Source organism: Streptomyces sp. LZ34 (assembly GCF_053890475.1).
Map to the genome: position 1 here is coordinate 4,620,113 of NZ_CM132680.1, position 20,931 is coordinate 4,641,043.

10 protein-coding genes are annotated in these 20,931 nt (G+C 67.9%); 7 read left to right on the forward strand and 3 right to left on the reverse strand.

All coding sequences use genetic code 11. The features are described 5' to 3' along the window. Positions 1-84: 84 nt before the first annotated feature. Together pglW and pglX are read left to right on the forward strand one after the other, a co-directional pair. Positions 85-4,806 carry a BREX system serine/threonine kinase PglW gene (gene pglW, locus ACWY4P_RS17955; protein WP_456212960.1) on the forward strand — a complete coding sequence of 1,574 codons (4,722 nt, stop codon included), beginning with the start codon at positions 85-87 and terminating at the stop codon, positions 4,804-4,806. Then, positions 4,803-8,570: a BREX-2 system adenine-specific DNA-methyltransferase PglX gene (gene pglX, locus ACWY4P_RS17960; protein ID WP_456211556.1), complete on the forward strand. Its 3,768-nt coding sequence runs from the start codon at positions 4,803-4,805 to the stop codon at positions 8,568-8,570. Before pglW ends, pglX begins: the two co-directional genes overlap by 4 nt. A gap of 3 nt (positions 8,571-8,573) precedes the next feature. On the opposite strand, the gene ACWY4P_RS17965 is transcribed toward pglX, so the two are convergent. Then, positions 8,574-9,326, reverse strand: a complete 753-nt coding sequence (locus tag ACWY4P_RS17965) for an ATP-binding protein (protein WP_456211557.1) — start codon at positions 9,324-9,326, stop codon at positions 8,574-8,576. Between the two features lie 95 nt (positions 9,327-9,421). Here ACWY4P_RS17965 and ACWY4P_RS17970 point away from each other — a divergent pair, with 95 nt between their 5' ends. The 5 genes from ACWY4P_RS17970 (at position 9,422) to pglZ (ending at position 17,958) form a co-directional block, all read left to right on the forward strand. Further along, positions 9,422-10,306, forward strand: a complete 885-nt coding sequence (locus tag ACWY4P_RS17970) for a helix-turn-helix domain-containing protein (protein WP_456211558.1) — start codon at positions 9,422-9,424, stop codon at positions 10,304-10,306. After that, positions 10,303-10,506, forward strand: a complete 204-nt coding sequence (locus tag ACWY4P_RS17975) for a DUF397 domain-containing protein (protein ID WP_456211559.1) — start codon at positions 10,303-10,305, stop codon at positions 10,504-10,506. Before ACWY4P_RS17970 ends, ACWY4P_RS17975 begins: the two co-directional genes overlap by 4 nt. A gap of 85 nt (positions 10,507-10,591) precedes the next feature. Beyond that, positions 10,592-10,816, forward strand: coding sequence for a DUF397 domain-containing protein (locus ACWY4P_RS17980; protein WP_456211560.1), 225 nt, complete (start codon positions 10,592-10,594; stop codon positions 10,814-10,816). A gap of 262 nt (positions 10,817-11,078) precedes the next feature. After that, positions 11,079-15,020, forward strand: coding sequence for a BREX-2 system ATPase PglY (gene pglY, locus ACWY4P_RS17985; protein ID WP_456211561.1), 3,942 nt, complete (start codon positions 11,079-11,081; stop codon positions 15,018-15,020). Positions 15,021-15,039: 19 nt separating this feature from the next. After that, positions 15,040-17,958: a BREX-2 system phosphatase PglZ gene (gene pglZ, locus ACWY4P_RS17990; protein ID WP_456211562.1), complete on the forward strand. Its 2,919-nt coding sequence runs from the start codon at positions 15,040-15,042 to the stop codon at positions 17,956-17,958. Between the two features lie 21 nt (positions 17,959-17,979). Here the strand turns inward: pglZ and ACWY4P_RS17995 are convergent, their stop codons facing one another. Both ACWY4P_RS17995 and ACWY4P_RS18000 read right to left on the reverse strand, forming a co-directional pair. Continuing rightward, positions 17,980-18,909, reverse strand: a complete 930-nt coding sequence (locus ACWY4P_RS17995) for a CBS domain-containing protein (protein WP_456211563.1) — start codon at positions 18,907-18,909, stop codon at positions 17,980-17,982. Positions 18,910-19,025: 116 nt separating this feature from the next. Beyond that, positions 19,026-20,777 carry a GmrSD restriction endonuclease domain-containing protein gene (locus ACWY4P_RS18000; RefSeq protein ID WP_456211564.1) on the reverse strand — a complete coding sequence of 584 codons (1,752 nt, stop codon included), beginning with the start codon at positions 20,775-20,777 and terminating at the stop codon, positions 19,026-19,028. Positions 20,778-20,931: the final 154 nt, after the last annotated feature.

Here is a 20,931-nt window from a genome sequence, read left to right on the forward strand (position 1 = left end):
CCCGATACGATCTGAGCCGGGGATATTGCTGCCGAGCAGCCGCAATCAGGACAGATCGACGTGGACACGAAGCGGGGATGGCGCATGCGGGACGGCCGGTGGGTCACGGTCACCGAATCCGAGTTCCAGCACGAGCGCCGCGGGCTGGAGGCCATCCGCGAGAAGCTCCCCGACAACGATCCCTGGCGTGCCTGGTCGAACTTCACCTTCACGGCGCACAGCGGCCACGTGCGAGAAGTGGACCTGCTCGTCGTCGCCCCCGGCGGGGTGTACCTGATCGAGCTGAAGGACTGGCACGGCTCCGTCGAGGCCCGTAACGGCACCTGGCTGCAGACCCAGCCCAGCGGACGGCAGGTCACGCATGGCAACCCGCTCCACCTGGCGAACAAGAAGGCCAAGGAGCTGGCTGGACTTCTGGCCCAGGAGGGCGAGCGGGTGTGGGTGTCGGAGGCCGTGTGCTTCACCGACTCGTCACTGAAGAACCGGCTGCCCGCCCACGACCAGCACGGCCTCTACACCGTCCACCAGCTCGCCCAGATGCTGGCGGAGCCCCCGCGCGAGGAGCGCCGGCGGATCGACAGGTCACGGTCGCGCCGGATCGCGTCCGCCCTGGAGCGGGTGGGCATCGCGCGCAGCGACGCCGAGTACAAGGTCGGCCCCTATCTGCTGCACCGCAAGTCCTTCGACTCCGGTCCGACCTGGGCGGACTATCTGGCCCGCCATAGCGAGCTGCCGGAGGCCGCCCGCATCCGCGTCTATCTGCGAGAGCGCGGCTCGGATGCCGAGCTGCGGGCTTCGGTGGAACGCGCGGCACGGCGCGAGGCCTCGGTGCTGCGGCGCTTCCGGCACCCCGGTGTCGTACAGCTGAAGCAGTACGACCCGTCCGGGCACTCGGCCGGACCGGCGCTGATCTTCGACTTCGATGCGCGAACGCTGCGCCTGGATGAATACCTGGCGCAGTACGGCGAGAAGCTGGACATCCTCAGCCGGATGGCGCTGGTACGGCAGCTGGCCGAGACCGTGCGTTCGGCACACGGTCGGCGGATCTACCACCGCACCCTCGCGGCCCGCGCCATCCATGTGCTCCCCCGCCCCCGGGGCCGCGCGGCGGGCGCGGACAGTGAAGAGGCCGGCTGGCTCAGCCCGTATCTGCAGATCTCGGACTGGCAGGTCGCCGTCCAGCGTGGCCCGGGGACCGGCACGCCGAGCGACGGTGAGCGTTTCGCGCCGACCACGCTCTCGCGTGCGGGCGCCCATCTCGCCGAGGGCGCGGATCCGTATCTCGCCCCGGAACTGACCGCGCTGAAGGCCGACCCCGTCGCGCTGGACATCTACGGGCTCGGCGTCCTCACCTACCTGCTGGCCACCGGAAAGGCCCCGGCCGCCAGCCAGGCTGAGCTACTGGCCCGTTACGAGGCGGGCGAAGGACTGCGCCCCAGCTCGGTGGTGGACGGTCTGTCGGAGTACATCGACGAACTGGTCCAGGCGGCCACCGCCTACCACGTCAACGACCGCCTGGACTCGGTGGACGACTTCCTGGAGATGCTGGAGGTCGTCGAGTCGGTCCTGACCGAGCCCGCCCCCGCAGAGCCCATACGGCCGGCCGAGCCCGAGAAGGACCCCCTGGAAGCGGTCGCGGGCGACGTGCTGGCCGGCAGGTGGGAGGTCCGGCGCCGACTCGGCACGGGGTCGACCAGCCGCGCCTTCCTCGTACGGGACCTGACCGCAAGCCCGGACGTGCGCTTCTCGAAGACCCTGGCGGTGCTGAAGGTCGCCATCTCCGACAGCCGTGGCGAGATGCTGGCCCGCGAGGCCGAGGTGATGGGGCGGCTGCGCCCCGATTCGCGGATCATCCGCCTCGTTGAACCGGAGCCGCAGCGCATCGGCGGTCGCACGGTCCTCGTCATGGAGTACGTCGGTGACGAGCGCGAGGCCGACGGCGAACCCGCCGCGCCCGGGGAGCGGAGGAGCAGACGGCGCGAGGAAACCGTCGCCCGGCAGCTGCGGGAGTTCGGCCGCCTGTCGGTGGACCAGCTCGAGGCGTACGGCGACTACCTGTTCGGTGCGGTGGACTTCCTCGAGGGCGAGGGTGTGTGGCACCGCGACATCAAGCCGGACAACATCGCGATCCGCATCCGCCCGAACCGCACTCGTGAGCTGGTGCTGATCGACTTCTCGCTGGCCGGCTACCCCGTACAGGAGACCGCAGCCGGGACGGACGGCTATCTGGATCCGTTCATCGGCACTCTCACCGAGCGCTCGGTCTACGACGGGCACGCCGAGCGGTACGCCCTGGCGGTCACCCTGCACGAGATGGCCTCCCGCGAGCTTCCGGTCTGGGGCGACGGAAGGGTGTCGCCGCGCCAGACCGACTCGAAGAAGGAGCCGTACCCGAAGATCGCGGCGGACGCGTTCGACCCGGCGGTGAAGGACGGCCTGGTCGACTTCTTCCGGCAAGCGCTGCACCGGGACGGGGCACAGCGCTTCCCCGACCTCAAGCCGATGCGGGACGCCTGGAAGAAGATCTTCCTGGCCATGGACGAGGCGAAGCCGTCGTCGCGCCGCTCCCGTCAGCCCGCCGCTGCGACGGGGGGTGCGGGCGACACCGAGGAGGCGGTGGCGCAGGCCCAGGACGCCCCTATCCCCGCCGCCGAGGAGGAGAGCGCCGATCAGCAGCGCGACCGGCTGGCGGCCCAGGCCGACCGCAAGACCCCCATCTCGGCCTCGGGTCTCAGCCCGGCCGCCGAGTCCTTCGTCTACGGACTGCGCGTCAACGACGTCGGTGGTCTGCTCGACTACAGCCGCCATCAGCTCGTCAACGCGCCCGGCCTGGGCGCCAAGACCCGCAAGGAAGTCCTCCGCCGCATCAAGGAGTGGCGGCAGCGGCTCGCCGAACAGCCCGCCACCCCGCTCACCCCCGAGGGCCGCAAGGCCGCGAAGGAGGAGCTGTCAGCCGCCGAGGCCGCGCTCGCGAACGCGATGGCGGAAGGCGGCGGCGCGGAGGGGCTGCCCGAACGTGCCCTGCGCAGGGTCAGCCTCGACACGCTCGCCACGCTCTTCGTCCCGGAGCTGAAGAAGGACGAGACGAACCGCAACGAGTGCGAGATGGTACGGCTGCTCCTGCGGATCCCCGATGACCGGGGTGCGTTGCCCGACATCGGCGTCTGGCCCAAGCAGAAGGACGTCGCGAGCGCCCTGGGACTGTCGGCCGGCCGCATCCCTCAGATGCTGAAGACCCAGCGCACCCGCTGGAAGCGGTACCCCGCCATCCAGGTGCTGCGCGCCGAGATCCTGGAGCTTCTCCGCGACCTCGGCCGCGTCGCCTCCGCGGCGGAGATCGCCGACGCCCTGGCGCTACGGCGCGGCACCGAGCTTCCCGAGCGCGAGCAGCGCCGGGCGCTGGCGCTGGCCGCGGTACGGGCGGTGGTGGAGGTCGAACAACTCGTGCCGGACGAGGCCGAGTTCCAGCACGCGCCGAACCGCAACGCGGCGGACGAGGGCATGGGCGCGGGCCTGCTGGCCCTGGAAGTCGGCCCGGATGACGCACCCGAGACACCGTCCGGGCCCGGTCTGCTCAACTACGCCCAGAAGCTGGGCCGGGTCGCCGACCGATTGGCGAAACTGGACACCCTGCCGACCGCGGCGACGGTGCTCGCGGAGCTGGGCGCCATCGCCCCTCCGAGCACGACTGTGGAGTGGGACGAGCGGCGCATCGTCGAGATCGCCGCCGCCGCCTCGCGCCGGGCCGCCGCGACGCCCCGCCTGGAGATCTATCCCCGTGATCTCCCGCTCGTGCGGGCGCTGCGTCTCACCCAGGCGGGTCTGGTGCCGCGCATCCCTGGCGTGCCGGACGAGCGGCTGCCTGGGCTCACGCCCAAGGACATCCACGAGCGGGTACGGTCACGCTTCCCGGAGCTGCTGAACGAGCGGCGCGGCCACGCGCTGCCAACTGGCGGCCCACTCACGCGGGCGCTGCGGGACGCCGGGTTCGACCTGGAGCTGAAGACCCGCGAGGGCCACGGGACGCTGCGCTACATCCCGCGCCAGCCCGACGGCGGCTCCTCCTACCTGTCGTCAGACGCCGCCCGCCAGGCCACCGGCACCCTCACCGCGCACCGCTACTCCGACGACCCCCAGCTCGCGGGGGCGGCGGTCGCCGAGGAGCAGTTGCTGGCGTCTGCCCGCCGGGACGGTTTCCGGGTGCTGACGGTACGGACGGGGATGGCGAGCTATGCGGTGCGCGAGCTGGTGACGGACCGGTTTGGTGCTGAAGTGGTGTCGGTGACCGATCTGTTCCTGCGAGCACTGCATGAGCAGGTGGACCCGCGGCCCAAGCCGACGTGGGAGACGATCCTGCGCGCGGACGGGGCGGAGCCGGGGTCGAAGGCGGCGATGCGGTTCGCCGAGTATGCACGGACGAGTTGGGGTGCGGTGGAGCCCCAGCTGAGGGAGCTGGTGTCGGGGGTACGGGGGTCGGGGTCTTCTCCCGTGCTGCTCACGGATGCGGGCGCCTTCGCGCGGTACGACGCGATGGCGGTGCTGGAACGGCTGGCCGAGGTCGCGCGGGAGGGGGGGCGCGGACTGTGGCTGCTGTGCCCGCAGAGCGATCCGGCGCGACCGCCTCGGCTCGGCGCGGTGGCTGTGCCGTACCAGGCGGGATTGGGAGAATGGATCGAGCTGCCGGAGTCGTGGGTGGCGAACGAGCACCGGGCCGAGGGGGCGGCGGCGGGTAATGGCGCGGGCGGGGGCGCTGGCGCTGTTGAGGCAATGGGGACAACGGGGATTACGGGAGACGAGACGACGTGATTGACGCTGCCGCGCTGCGGGCCGACCTGATCAAGCAGGTCAAGGCGATCGAGGTGGACCTCGCCAAGCAGGTCAAGGACGGAGAGTCGGTCCTCAAGCCGCTGCGGCAGGAGTACGAGAAGGCGAGCAAGGCGGATCCAGGGACCCCGAGGTGGAGTGCTTGGCTGGATGCGCGTTTGGCTGAGGGTGGCCTGTCAGCGGACCGGGTGGAGCAGTTGCGCGCGGCGGACTCGGTTGCCGGTCGGTTGCGGGCCGAGTACGACGAGGCGCGCAAGCTGGGGCGTACGGCGGCGACGTGGAGCACTTGGCTCGACGAGCGGGTCACGCAGGTCGCGGTGGCGTGGGTGCTGGGCACGGTGTTCGTACGGTTCTGCGAGGACAACCTGCTTATTGCGGAGCCGTATCTGACGGGGCCTGACGCGGAGCGCCGGGATCTCGCGGAGGCGCGGTACGCGCAGTACGTGGAGGAGGACCCAGACCCTACGTACCGGGGGTGGCTGGAGCGGGCCTTTGAGGAACTGGGCGCGGGCCAGGCCGGGAAGTTGCTGTTCGACACGCGGCGCAATCCGCTGTACCAGATTCCGTTGTCGCACGATGCGGCTCGGGGGTTGGTGGAGTTCTGGCGCGAGCGAGGTGCGGGCGATGACGGCGACAGGCTGGTCCACGACTTCACCGACCCGCTGAACGATGACGGTACGGAGGGGTGGGACACCCGGTTCTTGGGTGACCTGTACCAGTGGCTGTCGGAGTCGGCGCGAAAGACGTATGCGCTGCTTCAAACACCCGAGTTCGTCGAGGAGTTCATCCTTGACCGGACGATGGATCCGGTGGTGCGGGAGCTGGGCGGCAAGTTCGGCGAGCTGAAGATGATCGACCCGACGTGTGGGTCGGGGCACTTTGTGCTGGGTGCCTTTCGGAGGATGGTCCGGCTGTTCGCGGAGCGGGAGCCGGGGCGGGATGTGCATGAGCGGGTGCGGGGTGCGCTGAACGCGGTGCACGGGGTGGACATCAACCCGTTCGCGGTGGCTATTGCGCGGTTCCGGTTGCTGGTAGCTGGGATGGCGGCGGCGGGTATGCGGACGCTGGCGGAGGCGGGTAGGTACGACTGGCCGATTCACCTGGCGGTAGGCGACTCTCTTATCAAGGCACGGCAGCTTGAACTGACGCTGCTGGGCGAGGAGTCGGGGGACCCGCTGGCGGAGTTCTCGTATGCGACGGAGGACGTGCACGCGTATCCAGGGATTCTGGAGCAGGGGAGGTATGACGTGGTGGTAGGGAATCCGCCCTACATCACCGTCAAGGATAGAAAGCTGAATGAGCTGTATAGGGAGCTGTACGCATCCTGTGCAGGGACATACGCCTTGTCCGTGCCCTTCGCTGAGCGGTTCTTCCAGTTGGCGAAGGTGGGCAATCCCGACGGGCACGGATACGGCATGGTGGGGCAAATCACCGCGAACTCTTTCATGAAGCGCGAGTTCGGCACCAAGCTGATCGAGGAATACTTCGCACACAAGGTAGAGCTGACAGAGGTTATTGACACCTCGGGGGCATATATTCCCGGGCATAGCACACCGACAGTGATTCTTGTGGGGCGGCGACGATCGGGAAGCAGTCGCGCACAAACCGTGCGGACAGTCCGGAATATCCAGGGCGAACCTGCGATTCCCGCAAATGGCGTAGACGGTCTTGTGTGGAATTCGATCATAAACCAGATCGATAACCCCGACCCCGCAAATCGATGGGTTTCGGTGGATGATCTAGAGCGTGAAAGGTACTTCAGCCGCAAGCCGTGGATCCTTACGGATGGCGGATTGGAGATGATCGAGCAGATCGATTCCGCAAGCATCGCCAAGATCAAGTCCCAGCTCGTACGGATTGGCTTTTACGGTGACACGCATGCCGATGACGCCTTGACGTTCCCTCGCAGGACCCTAAACAATCTCTCCGTCGAGTCAAACTTTGTCAAGCGCCTCGGAGTCGGCGATGAGGTGCGCGATTACACGATCTCCGACGGAGACTACGTAATCCACCCCTACGACGCTTCCCGCACCATTGTCCCGCTCAGTGAGACTCCAAACCTTCACCGCACCTTGTGGCCTAATAGGACCGAATTGGGTAAACGCTCAACCTTCTCGGGGCGAAACTACTTCACCGAGAACCGCCCATGGTGGGAGTGGCACCAGCTCCCAAAGGACAACGGCGCACATCCCTGGTCCCTGAACTTCGCGTTCGTGGCTACGCATAACCATGTGGTACTTGATCGCAGCGGCTTCGCGTTCACTCGCACTGCCCCGGTTATCAAGTTGCGAGAGGATTCAACCGAGGAAGACCATTTGCGATTGCTAGGGCTACTTAACAGCTCTACCGCCTGTTTCTGGCTCAAGCAGGTGAGTCACAGCAAGGGAAACGCCACGGCTGCTAGCGGAATGCCTGACCAGCCCTGGTCTTGGAATTACGAGTTCACCGGCACCAAGCTCCAAGACTTCCCGCTCCCCTCGACCTACCCCACTACACTCGCGAAAGAACTCGACACGCTGGCCCAGGAACTGGCGCGCACAATCCCCTCCGAGCTGATCTCAGCTAAAGGTCAAGTACCTACGACTGCCGTATTGCGCGACGCCCGCGCCCAGTGGGAGGCCACTCGGGGGCGGATGGTCGCCCTCCAGGAGGAGATGGATTGGCAGGTCTACTCGATCTATAATCTGCACCCTGATGATCTGAGCCTCCCTGAAAGTTACATTCCGACGCTCGCCCCCGGTGAGCGGGCCTTCGAGATAGTTCTTGCACGCAAGATTGAAAGTGGCGAGATCTCGACAAAATGGTTCAGCCACCACGGCCACACCCCCATCACCGATATCCCCGCCCGTTGGCCTGATGCGTACAAGACTCTTGTCCAGAAGCGCATCGATGTCATCGAGACATCCCGCGCCATCGGCATGGTGGAGCGTCCCGAGTACAAGCGTCGCTGGGCGACCGAGGGGTGGGACCTCCTCCAGCAGCGCGCTCTCAGGTCCTGGCTGTTGGACCGGATGGAGAACCGCGAGCTGTGGTTCCCCGACGGGCAGCCGACCATCCTCACCCGCGACCAGCTCACCTCGGCCCTTTCTCTCGATGAGGATTTCGTATCCGTCGCGGAGCTGTACGCGCCCCGCACAGAGCTGGCCATCATCGTCGCCGGCCTCCTCGCCGAGGAGCACGTGCCGTTCCTCGCTGCGCTCCGCTACAAGCCCACCGCACTCAAGAAGCGTGCCGACTGGGAGTACGTCTGGGACCTCCAGCGCAAGGAGGACGCCGCCCCGGACGAGCCTGCCAAGCGAAAGATCCGAGACACCATCCCCGTGCCCCCGAAGTACACGTCCGCCGACTTCCTCAAGCCGTCCTACTGGCGGGCCCGAGGCAAGCTTGACGTACCCAAGGAGCGGTTCATCTCGTATGCGACCGGCGCGATCTCCGGGACGCCCAAGCTGTTCGGCTGGGCAGGCTGGGATCACCGGGAGCAGGCGCAGGCGCTCGCCACGTATTTCACCAACCACGATGGGCTGTCGTCCGAGGAGATGACGCCACTTCTCGCAGGCCTGCTCGAACTGCAGCCCTGGCTCGACCAGTGGCACGACGACTTCGACCCGCTGTACGGCAGCTCCCCTGCGGCCTTCTTCACGGGCTACCGCACCACCCAGCAGGGTGAACACGGTCTAACCGACGACGATCTGCGGGCCTGGCGGCCCGCCCCGGCCGCTCGTGGCCAGCGCTCGGCCAAGAGCTGATCGCTATCCCTGTGTCTCCTCCCCACCTCTCTGCGGGGAGGAGACACCAGCGTCCCGCACCGTCAGCGGCCCGGTGGCATCGATCCGCAGCGCAGAGCCGTCGTCCAGCCCAAGCACGACGGTGTGCCCACCATCCGACGCAGACCGCTCAGTGCCCACGCTCCGGACCGCGTGCCATGCGCCCCACACCCGTACGCACTGACCTGCGCGGACCGCTGCTGCAGCGATCTCGATCCCCTCGCGTTCCGGCACGAGATGCGGAGCCTTCAGTTCCGACCAGACCGTTTTGCCGATCCCACACGCGCGTTGCTCGAACCCCCAGCGATGAGCCAGCGCCTCCACGAGAAGCAGTCCACGCCCGCCCGTCTCATCATCGCCAGGCGCCCGCACCTCGGGTTTCCCTTCGCCCGCGTCACTGACCTCCAGGCGCAGCAAGCCGTCTTCCGCCAGCCACGCGATCCGTACGCCCACCAGTCGATCACATGGCACACGCACCCGCAGCGCGTTGGTCACCAGCTCGGAGAGAACTAACTCACCGGTTTCCACCGCATCTTGCCCGACTCCCCACTCGCCCAGTGCGGCGTACAACAGGGCCCGCGCCCTTCGAACGCTACTGCGACGACGGGGCAGCCGGAAGGTGACTTCGTTCGGTGCAGCCATGTCGGCCCCCAGGAGGTCCAAGTTCGCCCGGAATCCCATGGCCGACAGCCACAGGACGCCGATGTCCGTGCCCAGCAGGATGACAAGGCACCACACGAATCTGCAACGTTGCCGACTGACATCATGCCAACTTTCCCTCTTCTGGGTTAATCGCAGCCCGCTGGGGTCGCTGTTTTGCTAGAGCTGTACACATGCCTGCGAAGAGCACCAGCCCGAGCCCATCAACCGTTCTCGGCCGCCAACTTGGAGATGAACTGAAGCGGTTGCGAGACGCGTCGGGTCTCACCACCGCCCAAGCTGCCGAGGCCCTCGACTGCACCAAAGGCAAGATCAGCCGCATCGAAAACGGGCGGGTGGCGGTGCGACTCCCGGATCTGACGGCGATGTTGCAGGCGTACGGCGTGACTGATGCCGAGGTGAGAGGGCGGCTGGCTGCGCTGGCGCGCAAGGCCAATCGCCGACGCAGGCAGGGTTGGTGGAATCAGTACGGCTCAGTTCTTGCCGATACCTACCGTGATTACATTGCCTTGGAGGCCATGGCCAGCTCCATCCGCACGTTCCAGGCTCAACTTGTCCCCGGCCTGCTTCAGATCCCGGAGTACATCCGGGCTGTGACTGTGGCTTCGCAGCAGTGGCAGACCGCAGACGAGATCGAGGCGTTCGTCCAGGTGCGTCTGGCTCGGCAGGAACGCGTCACTGGCGACTCCCCTTTGCATGTCTGGGCGGTTCTGTCAGAGGCCGTACTCCTGCAACAGGTCGGCGGAGCTGAGGTGATGAAAGCGCAGCTACAGCACCTACTGGACCTCTCCGAGAACTCCAACGTGACCATCCAGGTGCTGCCGTTCGCGCGCGGAGCACATGCGAGTATGTTCGGGCCGTACGTAGTGCTGGGTTTTCCCGAGGAGGGGGCACTCGACGTCGTGCTGGCGGACAACCCAACCGGCTCCACCTGGTTCGAGCAGGAGGCCGAGGTCGCCCGTTACCAAGACCTCTTCGACGCCGCGCGCACATCTGCGCTCTCTCCAATGGAGTCCCGTGGCATCATCCGTCGCAGGGCCAAGGAGCACGGAGCATGAAGAGTGCCTACCACATAGCACCGGACTTGTCTGGTGCGAGATGGCGTAGGAGCACATACAGCGGTGGCAATAATGAGTGCGTTGAGGTCGCGGACAACCTCCCCCACCTCGTTCATGTCCGGGACAGCAAGCGCCCCGCCGGTCCCGTCATACGCGTCAGTCGAGTGGCCTGGGCCTCATTCATCACGCACCTGCGCTGAGCCGGACCACGCCCCGCTCGTCGGCGCAGAGCCCGCACCACCCCGCCCGGAAGGAACCACTCACGGACACAAGAAAGGCTGGCTGATGGAGAAGGCAGACCTCTACTCGATCGACCCCGCCACGCTCTCCTGGCAGAAGAGCAGCTTCACCGCCAACAACGGCCAGTGCTTCGAACTAGCCGCCCTCCCTGATGGAGGCCTAGCTGTCCGCGACTCCAAGAACCCCTCCGGCCCACACCTCTGCTTCACCTCCGGCGAGTGGAAGGCGTTCAAGGCCGGAATGGCCGCCGGAGACTTCGACAACCTGTAGTCGTTGACCCTGCGGCTCACCCCAGTCGCATCCAGCGCACGATGCACGCTGGCCCTCTCCCATACGCAAACCGTTACGATCGGGGACGAGCACACTTGCACGTGCGAGTGTGGTCGGGCGAAGTCGTGCGACTGACGACAACACAACCGGGACCACGCGGAAGCAATCCGTGACCAGCGCGGCGCCCGGCCAAGGGGGGAGCACCCTGCTGTCCAGGCCCGCATGACAAGAGGACGCAGGAACCAGGAGAAGCGAGACACAGATGGCCCCGAACGCCACCGGCACGGCCCCACTGCTCCGCGACGTCATCGACATCAAGACGTCGATCTCCACCTCCGACTTCGTTCTGAAGCTCGCCGAGGCCGTCACCGAAGAGGGGGCGGCCCGCGCGCTGCGGGACTACGTCGTCACGGAACGCCTCCTGGAGAACTTCGACGAAGCTCTCAGCCTCATCAAAGCGTCGCTCGACGGGCGCACCTCAAAGGCCGCCTACCTCCACGGCTCCTTCGGTTCCGGTAAGTCCCACTTCATGGCCGTCCTGCACGCCCTCCTCCGAGGCGACCCGGCCGTCCGCAGCCGTGGGGACTTCGACCCCGTCCTCGCCAAGCACGAGTGGCTGTCCACCGACGGCAAGCGGTTCCTGCTCGTCCCATACCACATGCTCGGCGCGAAGTCGCTGGAGCAGCGCGTCCTCGGCGGGTACGTCAGCCACGTCAAGGCTCTACACGAAGACGCCCCGACCCCCCAGGTGTACCGGACCGACGCCCTCTTCGAGGACATCCGCTCCCACCGCCGCCGCGTCGGCGACGAGACCTTCATCGCCGGCCTGGCCGACGCCCCCACCCCCGGGGCCACCGCCGACGACGAGGATGACGACGAGTGGGGCGAGCCGTTTGCGTGGACCCCGGAACTTCTCGAAACCGCACTGGCCGCCGAGGAGCTGGACGGCGGTGAGGTGAACCTCAACCTCGTCAATCCCAGCACCCCGGCCGAGCTACGCGCGAAGCTCGTGCATGACGCGAGCGTCACCTGGTTCCCCGGGTTCGCCAGGAACGCCGCCGAGGACGAGCACGGTTTCATCTCCCTCGACGCCGGCCTCGCCGTCATCGCCGAGCACGCGAAGTCGCTCGGGTACGACGGGCTGATCCTCTTCATGGACGAGCTGATCCTCTGGCTCGCCAACCGGATCCACGACCAGAAGTTCGTCTCCCGCGAAACGGACAAGATCACCAACTTTGTCGAGGGCGCCGACTCGCGCCGGGCCATCCCGATCGTCTCCTTCATCGCCCGCCAGCGCGACCTGCGGGAACTGGTCGGTGAGGAGACGTCCGGCGCGGCCGAGACCGCGATCCAGGACAGCCTGAACCTGGCGTCCGGCCGCTTCGACAAGATCACGCTGGAGGACCGCAACCTCCCCCAGATCGCCCACGCCCGCCTCCTCAAGCCCAAGGACGCGGATGCCTCCGCCAAGCTGGACGCGGCCTTCGCGAAGATCAAGCGGGTCGGGCCGCAGATCTGGGACGTGCTGCTCGGCTCGGACGAGGCGACGACCGGCGCGGACGAGGAGTCGTTCCGGCTGACGTATCCCTTCTCCCCCGCCTTCATGGACACCCTCGTCCACATCTCCTCCGCCCTCCAGCGCTCCCGCACCGGCCTCAAGCTCATGGGCCAGCTGCTCGCCGATCACCGGGACGACGCGACGCTGGAGAACCTGATCCCGCTCGGCGACCTCTACCCCGTCATCGCCGACGGCGGCGACAAGCCGTTCGTGGACAGCCTGAAGGTGGAGTTCAAGGTCGCGGACAAGCTGTACCGGACCAAGCTGCGGCCCCACCTCATCGCGACGTACGACATCAGCGAGGAGGACGTCGAGCGCTATCAGCACCGCCGCGAGACCATCACCGACCAGCAGCTTCTCGGCCGCTGCAGGGGTTTCGTCGGCGACAACCGGCTGATGTGCACGCTGCTGCTGTCCGCCCTCGCCCCCGGCGTTCCCGCCCTCCGCGACCTCACCATCCGGCGGCTCGGCGCGCTGAACCACGGCTCGGTCCTCTCCCCGATCCCCGGGGCGGAGGTCGGCGTCATCCAGGCGAAGGTCGATGAGTGGGCCACGCGCTTTGTCGAGATCAAGTCGACCGGCACCAAGACCAACCCCGGCGTGCGGCTCGAACTGGCCGGGGTGGACGTCGACTCCGTCATCGCCAACGCCAACGTGAACAACAACCGCTCCAACCGCCGGGCCCTCGCCAAGCGGCTCCTCGCCAAGGAACTAGGACTGGCCGGGCACGAGCGGCTGGGCGAGGACGAGCTGACGCTCGTCTGGCGCGGGTCGGACCGCACAGCCGAGGTCGTCATCGGCGATGTCAACGACCAGGAGAACATGGCCGACCATGAGTTCTCCCCGAGCCAGGACGGTCTGTGGCGGCTGGTGATCGACCTGCCCTACCACGAGAGCGAGCACGGTCCCGTCGAGGCCGCCAACCGCCTGCGTAACCTGCGGGAGCTGTCCGGCACCGGGCCCCACACCGTGGGCTGGATCCCCACCTACCTGTCGGCCGCCCGCTACAAGGACTTCCAGAAGCTGGTGGTCATCGACTACGCACTCGCCGACCAGCGTCGCTTCGACACCCACTACGCCCAGCACCTCAACGCCGACAACCGGGCGCGGGCCAGGGTGCTCCTCGAAGAGCAGCGAGAGTCCCTCATCAAGGCGGTGAAGGGGGCGTTCAAGCAGGCGTACGGCTGCGCGGACAAGAAGGCGGCCGACGTCGACGTCTCCTTCGACGAACACTTCCAGTCGCTGCGTGACGTTCCCGAGCTCAAGGTCTCCATCGGCCAGACGCTGTCCGACGGTGCCCGGCACATCGTGAAGAAGCTGCTGGCGTACCAGTTCCCCGCGCACCCCGACCTGGACCCCGAGGGCGCCAACACGGCGGTCACGCCCGCGCACGCCCGTACCGTGTTCGCCCACCTCCGGACGGCGGCGGAATCCGCCGAGCGACAGGTCGAGGTCCCCTCCAAGGACCGCGTGTGGATGCGGCGGATCGCCGCGCCCCTTGGGCTCGGCCAGCAGAAGGAGGTCTACTTCCGGCTCTCCAGCCGCTGGGTGGACCACTTCAACCTGCAGGCGCGCACCGACGGGGGTCCGGGCGACCTGAGCGTGGTCAAGCTGGCCGAATGGATCGACCGGCCCGAGCCGATGGGCCTCGACCCCTTCCTCGCCAACCTGGTCATCGCCTCCTACGCGGAGATGGACGACCGGGTCTGGGTGCGCGCCGGCTCGCTGCTCGACCCTGCCCCCGAACTCTCGGCGATCAAGCCCCAGGACGCCCTGCGCTCCCAGCCGCTGCCGGAGGAATCCGTGTGGGAGGAGGCGGGTCGCCGGTTCTGGGACATCTTCGGGGAGCAGCCCCCGAAGCTGCGCCGAGGCCGGCTGGTCAGCCATTTCGCCCGGCAGATCACGAGCAAGGCACGCGACTACAAGCCGCATGTGGACACCCTCGTCGAGGAGCTGGAGAAGCACGCGGCGCTGCTCGGCCTGGACGGGGCGGACGAACCCGCTACCGGCAGGCTCACCCTCGCCCGTCGCTCGCGTGACCTGCTGGGCGAGCTGTATGGCATCTCCCAGGGCTCGGCCGGGGGTACGGCGGCGGCCAAGCAGGTCATCACCGCCTTCGCTGCCTTCGACATGGGCGAGGCGTCCGCCGGCCGCTACGGGGCCTCGATCAAGCAGGCGAAGGCGGTCGCCGACGCGCTGGTCGTCGCGGCCTGGGACATGCTGAAGCTCGCGCCCAATTACGGGCCGCAGGGCGAGGCGGTGCTGGAGGCGCTGCGCGGCGCTGCGCGTGCGGATCAGCGCACGATGCGGCTCGAGGACGCCTTGCGGGACGCGCGAAAGTCCATCGTCGCCGTCATCGAGCGCAGCCAGGCGCCCGCCCGGCCGCAGCCGCCTGCGGCCACGCCCGCCCCCGCGGTCCCGGCTGCCCAGCTCACCACGCCCAATGAGGTGAGTCTGAACAACGACACCGCCCGGCCGCCCGTGTCCACCAACCACCCGCTGCCCGGCCAGCGCGCCGCGCGCCGCTCGGGCGGCGGACGGACGAGGGCGTCCCAGGCGATTGCTCAGCTCCGGGCGGAGTTGGACGAACTGACCGCCACCGAGCCCGATGCGACGATCGAGATCACCTGGCGGGTCGTGGAATGAGCGGAACGAGGCGTGTGCGGTGACCACCACGGCCAACACAACCAGCACCAGCACGGAGACGACCACGAGTGCGGTACGGCTCAACTCCGCCACCATCACCCAGTACCTGGCGTCACAACAGCGCGGTCTGGCCCCGGACAAGCGCCGGGCCGTGCTGCTGCGCGCCGCGCCGAGCTGGGACGGCCCGGCCGAGCTGACATGGGGTGAGCGGCGGCAGGTGTCCGTCGCCGTCGCGCCCTCGCCGCTCGCCGCGTACGAGCTGGTGCTGACGCACCAGGCGCCCTCGGCGCCCGGCCCCGACGTGCTGGTGGTGCTCACCGACCGGGAGGAGGCCGAACTCGGCCCCGATCTGCTGGCCAAGGTGCACCGGCACCGTGTCAACGCGGTGGACACATGGGACGTCGTCCGGGAGACCTTCCGCGCGGTCAGCACCGATCGCCGACTACTCCACGAGAACTGGGCCGCCGAGGCGCTTCTCGATGCCACCCCGCCGGGCGGCTGGCCGCAGCTGCCGGGCGGGGTGCTGTCGTGGGACAAGGCGCTCAGTGAACTCACGCTCCGCAGGCTCGGCATCGGCCGCTACGACCCGGACCGTGACCAGCACCCCCATTCGGCGAACGGCGACGCACTCGACATCCACACCCTGCTGAGGTGGTCGCTGGCGTCCGGCGGCCCGGACCGCTATCTGGCGCTGCGCGCGCCCGAGCGTGCCGGTATCCGGGAGTTCCTCGGCGAGTCCGATCAGGCGGGGCAGGCCGGGCGGGCGCTGCTCGCCCTGGTCGCGGCCGAGCACGGGCCGGACGCCGTCGCCTTCGGCCTCGTCTGCGCCTCGCTGTGGGGGCATGACGACGCTGCGGCGGGCGCGGAGAACTACCGGGCCCGGGGGCGTGCGGAGCGCTGGTTCGGGGAAGAGCCGCCTGCTCATGGGCAAGATCTCGACGCGCTCGTGGCGGCCTTCGGGCGGTCCTGCGAGGAGTTCGTCTCCGGACTGCTGCTGACCGGGCGATCGGCCCACGAAGAGTCGGCGGCGACCGCACGCCGGCTGTCCGGCTCCGTATGCGACCGTGCGGCCACCCTGGCACGGCAGTTCGGCGCGGAGCATGCCATCCGTACGAGCCCCCTGCTGGCAGCGGGTCTCGAAGCCCGTTTCACCATCGTTGGGGAGTCGCTCCTGGCCGGCCACCCGGCGCGGCTGGCGCAGGCGGTACAGGCACTGGACGACCACCGGCTGGCCCCCGACTCCGCTGCCCGCCCCCGCATCGAGCGAACGCGCATGGCGCAGCGGCTCACCCAGTGGCTCGCGACGAAACCAGCGGTGGAGAGCGAGAGTGTGCGGGCCGTCATCGGCCGGCATGTCGCTGACACCGGCTGGGTGGACCTCGCACTCGATCACATCGAGTCGGGTGGGGACCCGGATCCGACGCTGAAGTCCGCCTACGACGCCCTCTGCGGCTCCGTACGCTCCCTCCGCCGGGATATCGACCGGCACTTCGCCCGGTCCCTCGCCGCCTGGACAGCGGGTGGCAGGCCACCGGAGGACATGCTGACGGTGGAGACCTTCCTGCCCAAGGTCGTCGCTCCAGTCGTGAAGTCGGGAAAGCGCCGGGTCCTGCTTCTGGTCCTCGACGGGATGAGCGCCGCTATCGCCGCCGAGCTCGGCGAGGAACTGCGCGACCACTGGGTGGAGTACGACCCGCTGCCCAAGGCGAAGGACACTCCACGGCGCCGGGCGATGGCCGCCGCGCTGCCCACCGTCACGGCAGTGTCGCGGACCTCCTTGTTTGCCGCCCGGCTCATGAGGGGCGCCCAGGCCGATGAGAAAAGGCTCTTCCCGGAGCACCGTTTCTGGGGCGAAGAGGAGGCCGCCGTCTTCCACAAGGACGACCTGCGCGGCGAGACCAGCGGTGCTCCCTTCGGGCCCGGGTTGCACGAGGCCCTGGTCGGTGACCGTACGCATGTCGCCGTGGTGCTCAACACCATCGACGACCGGCTTGCCACGGAGCAGAAGCTCGGTGACGGCACCTGGCGGCTGGGAGAGATAGGAGGACTCCTGGACCTGCTGCGTTTCGCCGCCGCCCAAGGCCGGGCGGTGATTCTCACCAGCGACCACGGCCATGTCATCGACCGCCACGGAGTGCGGGTCGACACCGACCCCGACCGGGTGGAATCAGCCCGGCACCGTGCCGTGGGGGGCCCGCTCACGGAGACGGAAATCACCCTCTCGGGACCGCGCGTAGCCGCCCCGGAGCCTGACGGCGAGATCGTCGCGCTCTGGGACGCCGACTCCCGCTACACCTCGCAGAAGGCCGGATACCACGGCGGGGCCGCCTTGGCGGAGGTCGCCATCCCGGTGCTCGCCTTCCTCCCCTTCGGCGCCGAACCGCCGAGCGGCTGGCGGGAGCTGGGCAGCCAGCAGCCGCCGTGGTGGTCGCTCACCCCGACCGCTGCCGAGCCGGCACCCGTGCGGCCTGCCCCGGCCGCCGCGCCCGCGAAGAAGCCGTCCGGCCGGGCCAAGAAAGAGGCCGAGCTGGCCAAGAGCCACGACTCGCTCTTCGACGTGGTACTGGTCCCCGCGGAAGGGGATGACGCCCTGCTCTCCGTCAGGCCGGTCTCGCCGGACGAAGCGTTGGTGAGCAGCCTGATGGCATCCGAGATCTTCGAAGCCCAGGTGGAACTACTCGCCCGCAGGCCCCGCCCGCCGGAGCTGGCCCGGGTGGAGAAAGCCGTACGGGCTCTGCTGGACGCGGGGGGCACGCTCCCGGTGACGGCTCTGGCCCAGCGCATCGGCCTGCCCGCCACCAGGGCGGCCGACGGCTTCGCCGCCGTACTGCGGCAGCTGCTGAACCACGACGGCGTGCAGGTCCTGGAGACCTTGCCGGACGGGCGGACGCTGCGGCTGCACGCGGGCCTGCTGCGGGACCAGTTCGAACTGGCGTAACGGGTCCCGCGGCGGCCGGCGTCAGGCGAGCTGCCGGAGCAGCCCCACGAACTGGCGCAGTTCGTCACTCAACCTCTTCGACAGCGGCTCGGGATCGAAGTGCGCGATCATATTGCGGACCACCCGCACCCGGTCAAGCTGGTGCACGAACTGGATGCGGTCCACCCCCGTCCAGCCAAGGGCCTGCCAATTCTGGTCGGCGAGAGGGCAGAACGCCGGGTTCTGCTGGTGGCCGTCGAGGAGCTTCACATAGCCGTTGAACATCAGATCGGTTATCTGACCGGTCTTCTTGTTCTTCGGCTGCACCGCGCGGATGTTGTCGGGGTCGAGGGCCGCCCCCAGGCACTTGCGGAGCCGGAACTCGATCTCTCCCACCACGAAGAAGGGCCATGCCGTCGCATCGAAACGCTCGGTGATATCAGCGCCTGTGACGATTCCGGTGAACTGCCCGCTGTTGTCCCTCACAAGCACATAGCCGTACTCGCTGATGATCGGCAGGAGAGAGAAGAAGTCCTGGCGGGAGGCGGCGATCGGCGGATCGTCCACTAAGGCGTTGGCCAGGGTGATCGCTCCGTTGGTCTCATACATCTTGGCCACCGAGCTCCAGGTGACGACGCCATGCAGAGTCGTCCTGCCGTCGATGACGGGCACCTGCGAGTAGTTCTTGGTGCGCATGAGATAGGTGGCTGTGGTGACCTGCGCGTTCGACGGCACGCAGTCGACCCCGCCGTACGCGGCCGGTAGATCCCCGATCCGGAAGGAGTGCGGAGGCAGTGCTCCAGGCGTCAGCCCATCCGTCTCCTCCTCTTCGTCCTGGCCGTCCGACTCGTCCTCCGGGGCCACGACGGATTCGAGGGGCACGATGTGGACGTCGGCCCGGCCGTTGCAGTTGGCGAAGTAGGGAACGGTGGAAAGGCCGGCGTCCTTCAACCTCTGCGTGATCAACAGCACGGCCTGTTCGCTACGCACTCGCGTCCCAAAGAGCGCGAGGAGCTCTTTCACTGGGATCTTCTCGCCCTTGAGCGCGTGAAGCTGTTCTTCGGAAGGCGTCTGCGACATCGCTCCACTCACCAGTCCGCCGTGTCACGGAAGACGGTGCGCTTGCCCATGGCGGACTTCACCAGCTCGAGGAGTTGCCGGGCGCGGTTCTCGTAGAAGCGCTCGAAGTCCGCCTCATGCAGCGCCGCCGGATCGACGAGATGGGTGGCGAGGACGTCGTCGAACCACTCGGGGCGCATCCCCGACTCCAGCGTGAGCGACTTCAGGTAGACGGCAGGGGAACCGACGATGCTCCGGCCCGCCCGGAAGGACAGCGGCGTCTTGTTGACGATCGAGTTCGCCTTCGCGGCGCGGTTGGAAGCGTTCTTGGCGATCCATCCCTTGGGAAAGATCTGCCGTACTTCCACGTTGTGCTCGATCAGTCGACCCGCGGTGAGTGGTGCCTCGGTGAAGTACCAGTCCACCGCACCCTGCTTGACCAGCAGCGCGTAGATGCCCTTGTAGGCGGCGCTGTTGCGCGTGGTCAGGCTGTCCAGCCGGTCGTCCAGGAAGGCGGCTTCGGTGACCGTGTCGGGGATGATCTCTCGAGCGTCCCCGACCCAGCCGATGAGCTGTTCCACGTCGCGGGTGAACCGACTCTCCGTCGATCCGCCATACATCTCGCCGAGCACACCGCACCAGTACCACTGAGCGATTCGCTCGTCCGCTCCGGGAGTGTCCGTCGCCTCGCCGAGGACGGCCCGGACAGCGGCGAGGGGGACGAGCTGGGTGCGGTACGGAAGGTCAGCCGCGCGCACGATGCACTGCTGCTCCAGAAACGCGCCCACCCATTTGAACGCCTCCGCCACCCGCGGCGCCAGGCGCCGGAAGTCGGCCAGCGGCAGGCGCAGCAGATCACGGCGTTTACAGGACACCGAGCTGCGGAGCCTGGCCTGCTTCTCCTCCCAGGTGCGCACCAAGGCGACGGCCTGCAGGAAGTCGCTGCTGCTCAGGCCGTCCTCGACGCCGGCCTCCATACGGCCGAACACCGGGTAGGAAGCGGTCAGGTCCTTCTTGATCTGTTCCCATTCGACCGGAAGCCGGTAGTAGTCGCCGTACTCCGCGACATGCTCCTGATTGCCCGCGTACGTGGCCGTGAGCAGTTCGAAAACGTTGAGCGACACACCACCGGTGTTCACCCGCTCGAACACGGCGCACACGGCGTCCATGGTGGTAGAGGCCGGGAGCTTGATCATCGGTACCTGGAACTGCTGCACATGGTTGAGGACATGCTGCTGGAACTCGCTCCAGACGCCCCAGTTCGCCGGATCGGCCTTCACGAACTCCTGGAGCCACTGGTTCACACGATGCGGGTCGAACGCGATGTGGAGCGGGAAGAAGCCGGCCGCACACTCCTGCTCGGTCGTGCTCAGGTCGAGCACGACCTTGCGGGCGAAGCCAGACCTGAGGATCCGGTCCTCGGGGACGGAGACGACGGCGTCGTCGCGATCCGCGGGCGCCCCGATGGCCTTGGCGATGTCGATGTAGTACCAGCGCTCGAGCGGCTTGCCGCGCCCGTCGACCGTCTCCACCGGATGGTCCCGGTACAGCGCCTGGAAGAGGGAGGTCATACGCTGCTGCCCGTCGAGGAGCAGTAACTCGGGGACGGTGCCTTCCGCGCTCTCCGCGCCGCTGAGCGTGCGAGGCTTGAACTTGGGGGTGCCGCCGGTCTGCAGCGCCATCACGACGCCGAGCGGGTAGTCGAGCGTCACCGTGGCGACCAGGGCCCTGATGCGTTCGTCATCCCATACCCATTCGCGTTGGAAATCGGGTAGCTGCAAAGCTCCGGATGCGACGTCTTTGAGAACATTGCCTAGATTGAGGCCGTCGAGCGCCACGCTGGGTCTTCTCCCGAATTGAGGCTGAACGGTGAACAGACGATTGCACCAAGTAACCACTCGTGCGTCAAGTGCCATAGCGCAACAGTCAGATGTA